The organism is Micromonospora sp. CPCC 205558 (assembly GCF_036902955.1).
GTDB lineage: Bacteria > Actinomycetota > Actinomycetes > Mycobacteriales > Micromonosporaceae > Micromonospora.
Map to the genome: position 1 here is coordinate 1 of NZ_JBAKHR010000032.1, position 14029 is coordinate 14029.

The following is a 14029-nucleotide window of genomic DNA, read 5'->3' on the forward strand; positions in this document are numbered from 1 at the left end:
ACCGCCCGCCCCGCTGGTGCGACGGCCACCACATCCGGCACTGGGCCGACGGCGGCACCACCAACCTCGACAACGCCGTCCTGCTCTGCGGCCACCACCACCGACATATCCACCACAGCGACTGGGCCGTACGACTCGGCAGCGACGGCCATCCCGAGTTCACGCCGCCCGCGTGGCTCGACCCGGACCAACTCCCCCGCCGCAACCACTACCACCGACGAACGTGATCTTTCCGCGTCGATCCGGATCCCCGTGTCGACCAAGGCCGGCGTGCTGCAACCCGGCCACCGCCCGATGCCCGACGTTCGGCGCCGCGCCCGCGATCAACCGCCACCCCAGGTGGCTGATTCGACGACTCGGCTTGGGCTGACTACAGGATGTACTGAATGATGCCGATCCCTGCTACGGCCGATGCCGCCCCAGCAAGTAAGAGGAGAATCCACCGGATCGGACTCTCGGATGGTTGGGCCGGAAGAATTCTGACGGGGAGATCCATACCTACTCGGCACCACAAATGTCCCGAGGAGTCCGTGAACCGGATCTCGACAACCCAGTCAGCCGTTGGCTCGCTTGTCGACGCGGGAATGAGTTTCCTCAGGTCAGCGTGCCAATCTGTTTCTTCTGTCAGCACGGAGAATATCCCATCCTTGACACTGAGGACTGATCCATTGTGCAGTAGACGGAGCTTGACGTTGAAGATCGGGGCCCCACTGTAGTTGCTGATCAGGCAGTCCGCCTTTGTGAATCCTGGTAGGCCAGCGTTGCCACTCATCTCCGGCAACCTGGCGGTCCGCGCCGCGCTTGTCGCCGCGGTCGGCGGGCCGGAGGGCCGGGTGCGCGCCTTCGCCACCCTGCGCGCGGTGGCCAACCTCGGGGTGGCGCTCGGCGCAGGGCTGGCCGCGTTCGCGTTGGCGGTCGACACCGGGTGGGCGTACCGGATGCTCGTGGTCGGCAACGTCGCGACCTATCTGGTCTCGGCGGTCCTGATCATGCGACTACCGTCGTTTCCGCCGGCTCGGCGGCCACTGCGGCCGAAACCCGGTCGGGCGTTGCGCGACTGTTGGTTCCTCGCGGTCGCCGGGGCCTCGGCGGTGCTCTCCCTGCACGGGGTGGTGCTGTCGGTCGTGCTGCCACTGTGGGTGGTGGCCCGCACCGATGCGCCGCTGGTGACGATCTCCGCGGTGCTGCTGGTCAACACGCTGCTCACCGTGCTGCTCGCGGTACGACTGAGTAGCGGTGCGCGGCACGCGTTGCCGGCGGCGACGACGATGCGCCGGGCCGGGCTGGTGCTCGCGGCCGGGATGCTGCTCTGGGCCACGACCGCCGTCGTGCCCACCGTGGCCGCGGTCGGCCTACTGCTGGGCGCGACGGTGATCTACACCCTCGGCGACCTGTGGCACAGCGCGTCCGGGGCGGCGCTGGCCTACGACCTCGCCGCCCCGGACGCGATCGGCGCGTACCAGGGGGTCGACACCCTGCTCGCCGGGCTGGCTCGCGCGGCTGGGCCGGCGGTGCTGACCTGGCTGATCCTCGACCGAGGGCCGATCGGTTGGTTGGTGCTGGCCGGGCTACTCGCGGTCACCGGGCTGGCCGTGCCGCCGCTGACCCGACGGGCCCTGGCGAACCGCGCCGAGGCGCTCCCGGCCAGCGGTCAGCCGATCTCCTCGTCGATGAAGCACCAGCGCCAGGCTTCGCCGGGCTGCGCCGAGCGGATCACCGGGTGGCCGGTGGACGCGAAGTGCTTGCTCGCGTGTTGGTTCGGTGACGAGTCACAGCAGCCGACCTGCCCGCAGCTCAGGCAGGTGCGCAGGTGCACCCAGTAGGTGTCGCCGGTGGCGACGCAGTCCGCGCACTGGTCGGGGGTGCGCGGCTCGGCAGCGCCGGCCTCGGTCAGGTGCTGACAGCTCACTTTTCAACCTCTCGCAGCAACGACTCTTCCAGGTCCAGGTCACGGTAGGCCCGCACCAGGACCTCCTCAGGGATCCGACCGGAGTCCCGGGCAGCCCGGAACACGTCCCGCTCGACGTCGATCATCTCCTGTCGCAGCCGACCGTACGCCTGCGACGGGGTCTCCCGCTCGTCGCCGCCGAGCCGTTCCCACGCCATGTTGGTGCGGTCCTCCACCGCTCGACGCAGTCTGGCCACCACCGCCTCGGGGGCGCTGTCGGCCAACTCCTCGAGGCGGTCCTGGGCGGCCTTGCTGGCCTGCTGCTGCACCGCGGCCGCGGAGAGCGCGTCCTGCACCGGGTCGTCCTGCGGCAGCTTCAGCCGGCGGGCGACCAGCGGCAGGGTGGCGCCCTGGCCGACCAGGGTGAAAACGATCACGGCGAAGGCCAGCCAGATGAACAACGGCCTGGGGTACGGCTCGTCGTCGGCCAGGGTCAGTGGCAGGGCCAGTGCGGCGGCCAGGGTCACCACCCCTCGCATGCCGGCCCACCCGATGATGATCGGGAACTTCGGTGACGGTCGGGGGTCACGGCGGCGGACCTGGGGGACCAGCCGGGCCAGGTAGGTGGCCGGGAAGAGCCAGATGAACCGGGTCAGGAAGACGGTGGCGAGCACCGCGAAGGTGATCAGGGTGAGCGAGCCGATCGGCTCGTCGAGATCGCGCAGCACCTCCCGCAGTTGGAGCCCGACCAACAGGAAGACCAGGCCCTCCAGCAGGAAACGGACCAGCTTCCAGAACGCGCCGATCTGCAACCGGGACGCCGCGGACAGCAACTGGGGCAGCTTGTGCCCGAGCACCAGACCGGTGACGACCACCGCGACCACGCCGGAGGCGTGCAGGTGTTCGGCGGTGAACACCACCGCGAACGGGATGATCAGCGACAGCGCGTTGTCCAGCAGCGGGTCGGTGATCCGCCGATGCAGGAAGCCGAACACCAGCGCCCCGAGCGCCCCGATCAGGATGCCGCCGCCGGTGGCCCGCAGCACCTCGACGGCGACCTCGGTCGTGCCGACGGCCGAACCGATGGTGGCCATCGTCGCCACCCGCAGCAGCACCAGCGCGGTCGCGTCGTTGACCAGGCTCTCGCCCTCCAGGATGGTGACGACCCGGCGGGGCAGCCCGACCCGGCGGGCGACGGCCGTGGCGGCCACGGCGTCCGGCGGGGCGACCACCGCGCCGAGGGCCAGGCAGATCGCGAACGGCACCTGCGGCAACAGCAGGTGCAGCACCACCCCGACCACGAACGCGGTGAAGAGCACCAGGCCGACCGCGAGCAGCAGGATCGGCCGGATGTTGTTCTTGAACGCCGGCACGGAGGTTTCCAGCGCGGCCACGTAGAGCAGCGGCGGCAGGATGCCGACCAGCACCAACTCAGGCTCAAGGTGCACCTGCGGGAAGCCCGGCACGAACGAGAGCGCCAGGCCGAGGATGACCAGCACGATCGGCGCGAGCAGGCCGAGTCGGCGGGCCAACGCGGCGCCCAGGGTGGCGATCGCCAGGAAAACGACGACCGGAAAGAGGCTTTCCATGGGGTACGAGCCTAGGGGTACGCCGATTCGGCCTCGATCAGCCGCCCGGGCGCAGCTTCGGCAGCACCTCCGCGCCGAACGCGTCGATGAAGCCGCGCTGCTCCTGCCCGACGTGGTGCAGGGCGATCTGGTCGAAGCCGAGCTGCACGTACTCCTCCAGCCAGCCGACGTGCCGGCCCAGGTCGGAGGAGACGTTCACCACCTCGGCGACCCGCTGCGCCGGAACGTCGGCGGAGACCACGTCGAAGTGTTCGGCGGTCTCCAGGTCCCAGCAGACCGGCGGGACGAAGACGTTGCTGCGCCACTGGTCGTACGCGATCGCCTCGGCCTGTGCCTGCTCCGGCGCCCAGGAGACGTGCACCTGGAGGTGCAGCGGCCCACGCCCGCCCGCGTCCCGGTACGCGTCGATCATCTCGCGCAGGTGCGCCACCGGGGCGTTCACGGTGATCAGCCCGTCCGCCCATTCGGCGCACCAGCGGGCGGTGGCCACGCTGACGGCGGCGCCGACCAGCGCGGGCGGCTGCTCGGGGCGGGTCCACAGCCGGGCGCGATCCACCCGGACCAGGCCGTCGTGGCTGACCTCCTCGCCGGCCAGCAGGGCTCGGATCACGTCCACGCACTCGCGCAGCCGGGCGGCGCGTACGTCCTTGCGCGGCCACGGGTCGCCGGTGATGTGTTCGTTGCTGGCCTCGCCGGTGCCCAGGGCCGCCCAGAACCGGCCCGGATACATCGCGCCGAGGGTGCCGATCGCCTGCGCGATGATCGCCGGGTGGTATCGCTGGCCGGGGGCGTTGACCACGCCGAACGGCATGCCGGTGGCCTGCAGGGCCGAGCCCAGCCAGGACCAGGCGAAGCCGGACTCGCCCTGCCGGGCGCTCCACGGGGAGAAGTGGTCGGAGCACATGGCGGCGTCGAAGCCGGCCCGCTCGGCGTGCATCACCGCCTCCAACAGGGCGCGCGGACCGATCTGCTCATGCGAGGCGTGGAACCCGAACGACGTCATGGGCACACCTCCTACCCACGACGGCGCCGGCTGACGCGTGCCCGCTCCCCGAACTATTCGGCGTGCGCGCCAGCGCCGGCCGAGGCGGCGCCCTCACCCACCCAGACCGTCTTGGTGTTGCAGAACTCGCGCATGCCCAGCGCCGACAATTCCCGCCCGTAACCGGAGTTCTTCACACCGCCGAACGGCAACTCCGGGTAGGAGGTGGTCATCCCGTTGATGAAGACGTTGCCCGCGTCCAGGTCGGTGGCGAAGCGCTCCTGCTCGGCCGGGTCGCGGGTCCAGGCGTTCGAGCCGAGCCCGAAGCTGGTGCCGTTGGCGACCTCGATGGCCTCGGAGTACGACGAGACCCGGAACAGGCCGGCGACCGGGCCGAAGACCTCCTCGGACCACATCCGCATCTGCGGGGTGAGGTCGGTGACCACGGTCGGCGGGTAGAACCAGCCGTCGCCGGTGGGCGGCTCGCCACCGCAGAGCACGGTCGCGCCGTTGTCCACCGCGTCGCGCACCTGGGCGTGCACCTCGTCGCGGCCACGCTCGCTGGCCAGCGGCCCGACGTCGGTGTTCGGGTCCATCGGGTCGCCGACGCGCAGCGCGGCCATGTTGGCGGCGAACTTCTCGGCGAAGGCGTCGAACACGTCGGTGTGCACGATGAACCGCTTCGCGGCGATGCAGGACTGGCCGTTGTTCTGGCAGCGTGCGGTGGTGGCAACCTCGGCGGCCCGGTCCACGTCGGCCGAGGGCATCACCACGAAGGGGTCACTGCCGCCGAGTTCGAGGACGGTCTTCTTCAGCTCCCGCCCGGCGATCTGCGCAATGGACCGGCCGGCCGGCTCACTGCCGGTGAGCGTGGCAGCGCGGACGCGGGGGTCGCTGAGGATCCGGTCCACGGCGTCCGAGCCGACCAGCACCGTGGTGAAGGCCCCCTCGGGGAAGCCGGCTCGCCGGAACACGTCCTCCAGCAGCAGCGCGGTCTGCGGCACGTTCGAGGCGTGCTTGAGCAGGCCGGTGTTGCCGGCCATGAGCGCCGGGGCGGCGAAGCGCATCACCTGCCAGAGCGGGAAGTTCCACGGCATCACCGCGAGCACCACGCCGATCGGCTGGTAGCGGATGAATGCCCGGGTCGCCTTCACGGCGGCGGCGTCGGCCGGCTCGTCGGCGAGGAACGCGGGGGCCTGGTCGGCGTAGAAGCGGGCGGCCGTGGCGCACTTGGTCACCTCGGCCTGCGCCGCGACGTACGTCTTGCCCATCTCCGTGGTCATGATCCGGGCGATCTCGTCGCGCTCGGCGTCCAGCAGGTCGGCGGCGGCGTTCATCCACCGGGCGCGCTGGTCGACGGTCGTCTCCCGCAACTGCTGGAACGCGAGGTCGGTGCGCTCGATGGCATCGTCGAGTTGCTCGGTGGACATCGCCTCATAGGTCTTGAGCACCTGTCCGGTGGCGGGGTTGGTGGTGGCGATGTGGGGCATCTCGTCCTCCTGTCACTCGAACAACGAGTGTCGTACACCCGGCTCCTCGCGGCGCCGGGCGGCGCGGCGGCGCTGGATCACGACCAGGTCGACCACGGCGACCGCGGCGAAGATCGCGCAGAGTACGCCGAGCCAGGCGATGCCGGCCCAGAACGCCAGCACCGCGAAGATCACCATGATCACCAGGCCGAAGCTGGCCAGGGTGAGCCGGAGGTTCAGCGCGCTGTTCGCGTGGCCGACCGTGCCACGGGCGCGCCGGGGCTGCGATCTCGTCATACCCACCGATCTACCCCCGATCGGCCGGGTTAACCGGTACTGCGCGCTTGCCCACCCGGCCGCGCCGGTGTGCTCCGGCACATCCGTTCGCGCCGCGGCCCCGTCGACCGGAGGATGGGCCCATGTCAATGACCCTCACCGTGCCGGTGACCGTCTCCATCGCCCGCCGCGTCGACCCCGCCCGGGCCAGCGAGATGGTGGCCTGGATGCGCGCCGGCACCGCGCTGGCCGAGGCATTTCCCGGCTTCCTCGGCGCCGGTTGGGTGCAGAGCGGCCCGGGTTCGCCGCAGTGGCACATGCTCTACCGCTTCGCCGACGCCGAGACCCTGCGCCGGTGGGAGGAGTCACCGCAGCGGCGCTGGTGGCTCAGCTCGGCGCAGGGCATCGTCGAACACACCCGGGTGGAGCGGCGTACCGGGATCGAGGGTTGGTTCGACCCGCCGTTGGAGCACTCGGTGGAGCCGGTCCCGCCCGCGTCGCCGCCCCGCTGGAAGCAGGCGGTGACCATCTGGCTGGCGTTCTTCCCGCTGAGTCTGACCGCTACCCTGCTGACGAGCCACTTCCTCGACGCGGTGCCGCTGGCTGCGCGGGTGCTGCTGATGACGCTCTGCCTGACCCCGCTGATGACCTATCTGGTGCTGCCCCGGATCACCCGGGCGTTGCACTGGTGGCTGCACGGCCAACGGGCACCCTGGCGGGACGCATAGCACCCCGACGGCGCTCGCGTCGGCACTCTGCCGCATACCCGACAGCAACTTCCCGGCCAACCGCATCCTGCGCATAGAGTTACCGCGCTGTCGCTCTGTGCTGCGGGAACGGGAGACGTCATGCCTCGACGCTGGGTTGCCGCCCTGGCCTGTCTCGCAGCGCTGGTCGCGCTCGCCTGCGAGGGCGGCAACACCGCGACACCCCGACCCACCACGAGCGCCCCGCCGTCGAGTGGGCCCGGTGGCATCGCCGCCCTCGGCGACTCGATCAGCACCGGCTTCGCCTCCTGCCTGGTGCTCACCTCCTGCGAGCGCAACTCCTGGTCGACCGGGGACGGGCTGCGGGTGCAGAGCCACTACCGGCGGCTGCTGGAACAGAACACGGCGATCCGCGACCGGCGGTACAACCACGCCCGTCCCGGCGCCCGCGCGGACGCTCTCGTCGGTCAGGCGCAGGCGGCGGTACGCGACCGCGCCGACTACGTGACCGTGCTGATCGGCGCCAACGACGCCTGCCGGGGCGGGGTCGACGCGATGACGCCGGTGGCGCAGTTCCGGGCCGACGTCGACCGGGGGCTGCGGGTCCTGCGGACCGGCCGACCGAAGGCCCGGGTGCTGGTGGTGAGCATCCCCGACCTGTACCGGCTCTGGGAGGTGGGGCACGACAACGACCGGGCGACCCGTGCGTGGCGGCGAGGTGGCATCTGCCCGGCCCTGCTGGCCGAGGCGACCTCGACCGCGCCCGCCGACCGGGCGCGCCGGGCCGCCGTCCGGGACCGGATCGACGCGTACAACGCCGAGTTGAAGGCGGCCTGCCGGGCGTACGGGTCACGGTGCCGGCACGACGGCGGCGCGCTGCACAAGGTCCGGTTCACCCTGGATCTGCTCAACCCGCTGGACTGGTTCCACCCCAACGCCACCGGCCAGGGCCGCATCGCCGAGGTGACCTGGCGCTCCTCCGGTCTGGCCAACTGACGACCGGGCAGGCAGTCAGGGCTGCCGCGGCTCTGGCACGGCGTTGCCGCGGGAGCGGTAGAGGGCCCGGGAACGTTGGGCGAGGTCCTTTGTCGCCGAGGAGTTGGCCCAGGTGCCGAGCACGATGGCCGCACCGGGGACGACCTTGGCAATCATCCGCTTCGCGGCCCGGACGCCGGCCATCTGGGCCAGCCGGATGCCGAGTTGGAGCATGACCCGACCGAGCGGACGCTGACCGCCCAGGCCGAAGAGCGCGTCGGCGCGTTCCCGACCGGCGGCCACGCCGAGCGCCAGCCGGGCGCTTTCGGCGACCTTGTGCACCCGCTGGAGCACCAGCAGGTCGGTGGCCCGATCGTGGTGCAGGGGGTCGACGTCGTACGCGGCGGCGATGTGCAGCACCATCCGGGCCTGGGTCCAGGCCAGCACGCCCACGTCGATCACGGCACCGGGCAGCCCGGCCGCGCCGGAGACCGCGCCGGAGAGCCGGGCCAGGTTGACGAACTTGCGGGCCGCCTGGTCGGCGAGGGCATCGGCGGAAACCCCGGGCTGCTCGGCCCGGGCTCGGCCGGCCCACTGCACGGCTTCCGGCCCGAGGCGGCGCACCGCCTCCAGGGCGAGGTGCTCCGGCGCGTACTGCGGGTCGTCACGCATCCGGTCCCAGAGTCGGGCCGGCGGGCCCTCGGGGGCGTCCACCGGCACGGCAGGCAGGTCGACGGGCTGCTGCGGAGTCGGGGCGGCGGGCTGACCGCCGACGGGCGGAATGTCGGTCACCGGGTCTCCCCAGGGGTGGGAACGGTGGACAGGGCGGCCGATGCAGCGGTCAGCGGCGGCGGTTGGACAGCCTCGCCGCCAACCCCTTCAGCTTCTGCTGGTTGCCCGGCTTGGCCAGCTCCCGACGGCCTCGCTCGACCAACTGCTGCCCCTTCGGCGATTTCAGGAAGGTGCTTATCCGCTGCATGAGTGACATGACGTCCTCCTGTCGACAATCCCGTAGTCATGTTTGTACCCCGTACCCGCAAGACATGTACCCGGGATGCGACAGCCTCAACCCCTGACCGTCCATAGTGGGCGGTAGGTTACCGCCCCGCCGCCAGGATGGCGTCGACGACCCGGGTGGCCCGCCACTCGTGCTGCTGGTAGTACTCGGGGTACGCGGAGACCTGCACCGCCTGCGCGGCGTCGGTGAGCCGCATCCGCTCCCAACCAGGCACCTGCTCCAGCGCGGCGAGGAACTGTCGGGTGGCGAACTCGGGGTCCATCAACCGGCCCACCGGTCCCCAGCCGCTACTGGAACGCTGCTGGAACAGCCCGACCGAGTCGTGGTCCCAGCCGACCCCCTGGTGCGGATGGTTCTGCGACTCGGGCAGCACCCCGCTGGCCACGTTGTAGAGGTTGCTCTCCTGCATGGCGGTGGCCACCGCGATCACCAGACCCCGGCGCGGCACCCCCATCTTGCGGCCGGTGCGGACGATCGCCTCGGCGTTCTCCATCTGGTCCTTGTCCAGGCCGGCAACCGGGGCCGGCTTGGTCGGGCGAGCCGGGGCGGCCTTGCGGGCCGGCGCCGTGGTGTCCGGGTCGGCGAGGCTCGCCGTGGCGGACGGGGCAGCGGCCGACGCGCTCGGGGCGGCCGTGCGGTCGAGGGCACGGGAGGCGCGCTGCTGCTCGGCGCGCTGCGCCAGCTCGGAGCTGGAGGGCGATCCACCCCGGGTCGCCGCGTCGGCGCCCCCATCGCGAACCTGGGCGACGGCGGCCAGACCGAGGCAGCACACCACACCGGTGGCCAGCGCCATCTGTGCCCGGCGTCGACCGGTCAGGTCCCGGGCGTACGCCCGGAGCCGGCTCGCGGCGGTTGTCCGTTCGGTTGAGGTGCCGTCCTCCGTATCGGCGGTGGGGCTGCTCGGGGCGTACGGGTCGTCGAGGGTGCCGTCGTCACGCATCAACCGAGGCTAGGCAGACCGAAACTCCGATCACGCACGGTGATCACGTGGCGCTCGACACAGATCGGACCCGTGGTGGTGGACGACCCGGGCGGGTCGACCCGCCCGGGGAACGTACCTCGCGTACCGGATGAAGCGGGCGGCCCGCGCGGACTGGCATGGCCCCACACAGGGCCGGACATCGGGCCGCCGAGCCCGCCACGATCGACAAACTCGACCTTTGGGCCGAACCGCCCTCCACCGATCGGACAGGAGGCTCGACCTGGCGGGGTAAACAGACGATTAGTCCGGTCACGCCCACCACCCGGCCAACGGATCGCCCGACGCAGGAATGCACCAGGATGGCGGGTACGTTGCCCGAACGGGTGCCCTCCGCAGCGAGCGCGCCCCGCAGGCACATTTCAGGGAGGTCCGCACCGGTGCTCGACCCACACGAGCTCTACCAGCTCACCGACGATCTGCCCGACCTCGGGCAGCCGGTCCTGATCCAGGCCCTCACCGGGTTCGTGGACGCCGGAAACGCCAGCCGACTGGCGCGTGAGCAGCTACTCACCTCGCTGGAGGGTCGGCCGATCGCCACCTTCGACGTCGACCAGCTCTTCGACTACCGGTCGCGACGACCGGTGATGACCTTCGTCGAGGACCACTGGGAGAGCGTCGACGCGCCCAAGCTGGAGCTGCACCTGCTGCACGACGACGACGAGACCCCGTTCCTGCTGCTCACCGGCCCCGAGCCGGACCTGCAGTGGGAGCGTTTCGTGGCCGCCGTCGCCGGGCTCGCCGCCCGGCTGGACGTCCGGCTCACCGTGGGGCTCAACTCGATTCCGATGGCGGTCCCGCACACCCGGCCGACCGGGGTCACCGCGCACGCCACCCGCCCCGAGCTGATCGGCGGCTACGAGCCCTGGCTGCAACGCGTCCAGGTGCCCGGCAGCGTCGGTCACCTGCTGGAGTTCCGCCTCGGCGAGCAGGGCCGCGACGCGCTGGGCTTCGCCGCCCACGTGCCGCACTACGTGGCGCAGACCGAGTACCCGGCAGCCGCCGAGGTGCTGCTCACCTCGGTGTCCCGCAGCACCGGGCTGCTGCTGCCCGGCGACGGGCTGCGCTCGGCCGCCGAGGTGGTCCGGGTCGAGATCGACCGGCAGGTCGCGCAGACCGAGGACGCGGCGGCCCTGGTCCAGGCCCTGGAGGAGCAGTACGACGCGTTCGCCCGGGGTCGGGGCGAGAAGAGCCTGCTCGCCCCGGACGCCGGCCCCCTACCCACGGCCGACGAACTCGGCGCGGAACTGGAACGGTTCCTGGCCGAACAGACTCGTCCCGGCGACACCCCGGGCAGCTGACCCGGCGTCGCGGCGGCGGATGCGGCAGGCTGAGGGCATGCGCCTGGCGACCTGGAACGTGAACTCGGTGAAGGCCCGCCTACCCCGGCTGCTGGAGTGGCTGGCCGACACCGGGCCGGACGTCGTCTGCCTGCAGGAGACGAAGTGCCCGGACGGCGCGTTCCCGGTGACCGAGGTGGGCCAGTTGGGCTACACCGTGGCCAGCCACAGCGACGGCCGGTGGAACGGGGTGGCCATCCTGTCCCGGGTCGGGCTGGGCGACGTCCGGGTCGGGTTCGCCGCCGAGCCCGGCTTTCCCGAGCCCGAGGCCCGGGCCATCTCCGCCACCTGCGACGGGGTGCGGGTCTGGTCGGTGTACGTGCCCAACGGCCGGACGCCGGACGACCCGCACTACGCGTACAAGTTGGCGTGGTTCGCGGCGCTGCGTGACGCGCTCGACGCCGAGCTGGCCGGCGGGTTGCCGCTGGCGGTTTGCGGCGACTTCAACGTCGCCCCGACCGATGACGACGTCTGGGACCCGGCGGTCTTCACGCACTCCACCCACGTCACCCCGGCCGAGCGGGCGGCCCTCGCGGCGCTGCGCGACCTGGGCCTCAGCGACGTGGTGCCGACCCCGATGAAGGGCCCACACCCCTTCACCTACTGGGACTACCGGGCCGGCATGTTCCACCAGAACAAGGGCATGAGAATCGACTTGGTGTACGCGTCCGCGCCGTTCGCCCGCGCGGTCCGCTCCGCGTACGTGGACCGCGAGGCCCGCAAGGGCAAGGGCCCGTCCGACCACGCGCCGATCGTGGTCGACGCGGACCTGGTCCCGGCGGTGGAGGCGTTCTGAGTGGCTAGGGTGGGCAGATGGCAGTCGTGAAGATCAACGCAATCGAGGTCCCGCCCGGCGGCGGCGCGGAGTTGGAGAAGCGGTTCGCCGCACGGGCCGGCGCGGTGGAGAACTCCCCCGGTTTCCTCGGCTTCGAACTGCTCCGCCCGGTGGCCGGCGAGACCCGCTACTTCGTCTACACGAAGTGGGAGAGCGAAGAAGCCTTCCAGGCGTGGGCCGCCGGCCCCTCGCGTGCCGCGCACGCCACCGCTCCCGGCGACAAGCCCCGTCCCCCGGTCTCCACCGGCGCCAGCCTCCTGGAGTTCGAGGTCGCCCTCCACGTCCCCCAGCCCTGACCCACTCCCCCGCGGCCTCCCGGATACGGACGAAGCCCCCGGGCCTGGTACGTCGTCGGGCAGGCGCCTTGATCGTGCTCGATCCTGGATGTAGTCCCCTCCTCGCGGCGCGAGGCCACTACATCCTGGTTCGAGCACGATCTTGACCGGGCCCGGTCACTGCTTGCGGGAGGACTGGAAGGTGGCGAAGGCGATGACGTTGTCGGCGTAGCCGGTGCGGCCCCCGATGAACTGCCCGCCGCAGGTGATCAACCGCAGCCCGGGTGGCCCGTCGTGGCCGTAGATCCGTTCGGCGGGTAGCTGGTCCTTCGGGAAGTGCTCGACGGTGTCGACCCGGAACACCACCACCGACTCGTCCGCCCGGGCCACCTCGATCAGGTCCCCGGGGTGCAGCTTGCCCAGGTCGTAGAAGACCGACGGGCCGGTCTTCGTGTCCACGTGCCCGACGATCACCGCCGGGCCCGGCTCGCCGGGGGTGGGCCCGCGGTCGTACCAACCGGTCTCGTTGTGCCGCTCCAACGGCGGTACGGCGATCGAGCCGTCGCGCGCCTGCCCGACGGGTGCCACCGGCGCGGCCACCTTGATCGCCGGGACGCTGAGGCGCACCGGACGACTGGCCGACAACCCGACGGACTCGCTGCGGGCCGGCCGGTCGCCGCCGGCCGGGGCGAAGTCGAGTGGGCCGACCGAGCGGCCCAGCCCTGCCCCGGTCGCGAAGACCCCGGCCAGCACCAGCACCACGGCCAACGGTACGGACCAGGGGCTGCGGCCGGTCGGACGACTACGCCGTGGTGCGACGGCGGTCGGCGGGCGCGCCGCCACCGACGGGCGCTCGGGGGCCAGCGGACTGTCGTCCAGCGGCGGTGGGGTGGGACGAAAGATCTCCATGGCGGCTTCAGCGACGCGCGGCAGCTCGGGGACGGCGTAGCGCCATCACGGCGACGACCAGCCCGGCGATGGTCAGCGCGGCGCCACCGGGCAGCAGCAGCTTGCCGGTCATCCCGCCGGAGCTCCCGCCGAAACCGGTGGCCGGACCACGACTGGGCTGGGGGGACGGCACCTTCTTGACCACCTGGAGCATGGTCGAGGCGGTCTCGCCGTCGCGGCACTCCAGCTTGACCCGGTAGTTGCCGGGGCGGGTGCGCTCGCGCACCATCGGCGCGGCGGTGAGCACCCCGCGCTGCGGCTGCACGCCGACCGCCCCGAAGGCGTCGGAGACCACCGTGGCGCCCACCGAGTTGTCCCGGCAACTGGCCCGGATGCCGACCAGATAACCGGGCTGCACCGTGCTGGGGCTCACCTCGACGAAGATGTCCACCGGCGGCGACGGTTGAGGCGCGCCACCGGGCGGCCCTCCGGGCTGCGGCGCGGCCGCGACGGCAACAACGCGCTCGGACACCGCAGAAGCGGCGAGGGCGCGCTCGGACACCGCAGAAGCGGCGAGGGCGCGCTCGGAGACGACAGGAGCGGCGTCGGCAACGCGTTCATGAGCGACAGCGCGCTCGGGCGCCGCGAGGGCGGGCGCGGCGGCCAGCAAAGGGCTGGCGAACACGGCCACCAGCGACAGGGTCACGACGCCGCGGGTCACTGTCACGATGCCCCCTTCCGACGCCGTGCGGCCGGGTCGGGCAGTGGACCACCCGGCCTGCCGTACCAGTTGGATCCTCTCATTTCC

16 protein-coding genes are annotated in these 14029 nt (G+C 71.9%); 6 read left to right on the forward strand and 10 right to left on the reverse strand.

The window, feature by feature from the left end:
- On the forward strand, positions 1–227 hold a 227-nt coding region (locus V6U86_RS27835), incomplete at its 5' end, for an HNH endonuclease (protein WP_334508290.1).
- Positions 228–1651: 1424 nt separating this feature from the next.
- Here V6U86_RS27835 and V6U86_RS27840 read toward each other — a convergent pair.
- The 5 genes from V6U86_RS27840 to V6U86_RS27860 are packed head-to-tail and all read right to left on the reverse strand — an operon-like array spanning position 1652 to position 6225.
- Positions 1652–1909 carry a UBP-type zinc finger domain-containing protein gene (locus tag V6U86_RS27840; RefSeq protein WP_334508292.1) on the reverse strand — a complete coding sequence of 86 codons (258 nt, stop codon included), beginning with the start codon at positions 1907–1909 and terminating at the stop codon, positions 1652–1654.
- The gene (locus V6U86_RS27845) at positions 1906–3477 is read right to left on the reverse strand and encodes a Na+/H+ antiporter (RefSeq protein WP_334508294.1); all 1572 of its coding nucleotides are present in this window, start codon (positions 3475–3477) and stop codon (positions 1906–1908) included. The genes V6U86_RS27840 and V6U86_RS27845 overlap by 4 nt, the downstream gene beginning before the upstream one ends.
- Positions 3478–3514: 37 nt before the next feature.
- A complete protein-coding gene (locus V6U86_RS27850; protein ID WP_334508296.1) occupies positions 3515–4480 on the reverse strand; it encodes a TIGR03885 family FMN-dependent LLM class oxidoreductase in 966 nt (321 codons plus the stop codon).
- A 53-nt stretch (positions 4481–4533) separates the two neighbouring features.
- A complete protein-coding gene (locus V6U86_RS27855) occupies positions 4534–5949 on the reverse strand; it encodes an NADP-dependent succinic semialdehyde dehydrogenase (protein ID WP_334508298.1) in 1416 nt (471 codons plus the stop codon).
- 12 nt (positions 5950–5961) lie between these two features.
- A complete protein-coding gene (locus V6U86_RS27860; RefSeq protein ID WP_334508300.1) occupies positions 5962–6225 on the reverse strand; it encodes a DUF6343 family protein in 264 nt (87 codons plus the stop codon).
- Between the two features lie 122 nt (positions 6226–6347).
- On the opposite strand from V6U86_RS27860, the gene V6U86_RS27865 reads away from it, so the two are divergent.
- Both V6U86_RS27865 and V6U86_RS27870 read left to right on the forward strand, forming a co-directional pair.
- Positions 6348–6932, forward strand: coding sequence for an antibiotic biosynthesis monooxygenase (locus tag V6U86_RS27865; protein WP_334508302.1), 585 nt, complete (start codon positions 6348–6350; stop codon positions 6930–6932).
- Positions 6933–7052: 120 nt separating this feature from the next.
- Positions 7053–7907 carry a GDSL-type esterase/lipase family protein gene (locus V6U86_RS27870; protein ID WP_334508304.1) on the forward strand — a complete coding sequence of 285 codons (855 nt, stop codon included), beginning with the start codon at positions 7053–7055 and terminating at the stop codon, positions 7905–7907.
- Between the two features lie 15 nt (positions 7908–7922).
- On the opposite strand, the gene V6U86_RS27875 is transcribed toward V6U86_RS27870, so the two are convergent.
- The 3 genes from V6U86_RS27875 to V6U86_RS27885 form a co-directional block, all read right to left on the reverse strand.
- Complete coding sequence (locus tag V6U86_RS27875; RefSeq protein WP_334508306.1) at positions 7923–8678, reverse strand: EcsC family protein; 756 nt, start codon at positions 8676–8678, stop codon at positions 7923–7925.
- Positions 8679–8727: 49 nt separating this feature from the next.
- Complete coding sequence (locus tag V6U86_RS27880; RefSeq protein ID WP_334508308.1) at positions 8728–8874, reverse strand: hypothetical protein; 147 nt, start codon at positions 8872–8874, stop codon at positions 8728–8730.
- 109 nt (positions 8875–8983) lie between these two features.
- Positions 8984–9844: a peptidase M23 gene (locus V6U86_RS27885; protein WP_334508310.1), complete on the reverse strand. Its 861-nt coding sequence runs from the start codon at positions 9842–9844 to the stop codon at positions 8984–8986.
- 419 nt (positions 9845–10263) lie between these two features.
- On the opposite strand from V6U86_RS27885, the gene V6U86_RS27890 reads away from it, so the two are divergent.
- Genes V6U86_RS27890 through V6U86_RS27900 form a run of 3 tightly spaced genes read left to right on the forward strand, consistent with a single transcriptional unit; the run spans position 10264 to position 12354 of the window.
- Positions 10264–11184 carry a proteasome assembly chaperone family protein gene (locus V6U86_RS27890; RefSeq protein WP_124820583.1) on the forward strand — a complete coding sequence of 307 codons (921 nt, stop codon included), beginning with the start codon at positions 10264–10266 and terminating at the stop codon, positions 11182–11184.
- A gap of 37 nt (positions 11185–11221) precedes the next feature.
- A complete protein-coding gene (locus V6U86_RS27895) occupies positions 11222–12019 on the forward strand; it encodes an exodeoxyribonuclease III (RefSeq protein ID WP_334508318.1) in 798 nt (265 codons plus the stop codon).
- A 17-nt stretch (positions 12020–12036) separates the two neighbouring features.
- Positions 12037–12354, forward strand: coding sequence for an antibiotic biosynthesis monooxygenase family protein (locus V6U86_RS27900; protein WP_334508321.1), 318 nt, complete (start codon positions 12037–12039; stop codon positions 12352–12354).
- 156 nt (positions 12355–12510) lie between these two features.
- Here V6U86_RS27900 and V6U86_RS27905 read toward each other — a convergent pair whose 3' ends face one another.
- The gene (locus V6U86_RS27905) at positions 12511–13197 is read right to left on the reverse strand and encodes a class F sortase (RefSeq protein ID WP_442935018.1); all 687 of its coding nucleotides are present in this window, start codon (positions 13195–13197) and stop codon (positions 12511–12513) included.
- Positions 13198–13249: 52 nt separating this feature from the next.
- Positions 13250–13951, reverse strand: coding sequence for a hypothetical protein (locus V6U86_RS27910; RefSeq protein ID WP_442935019.1), 702 nt, complete (start codon positions 13949–13951; stop codon positions 13250–13252).
- Between the last annotated feature and the right edge of the window lie 78 nt (positions 13952–14029).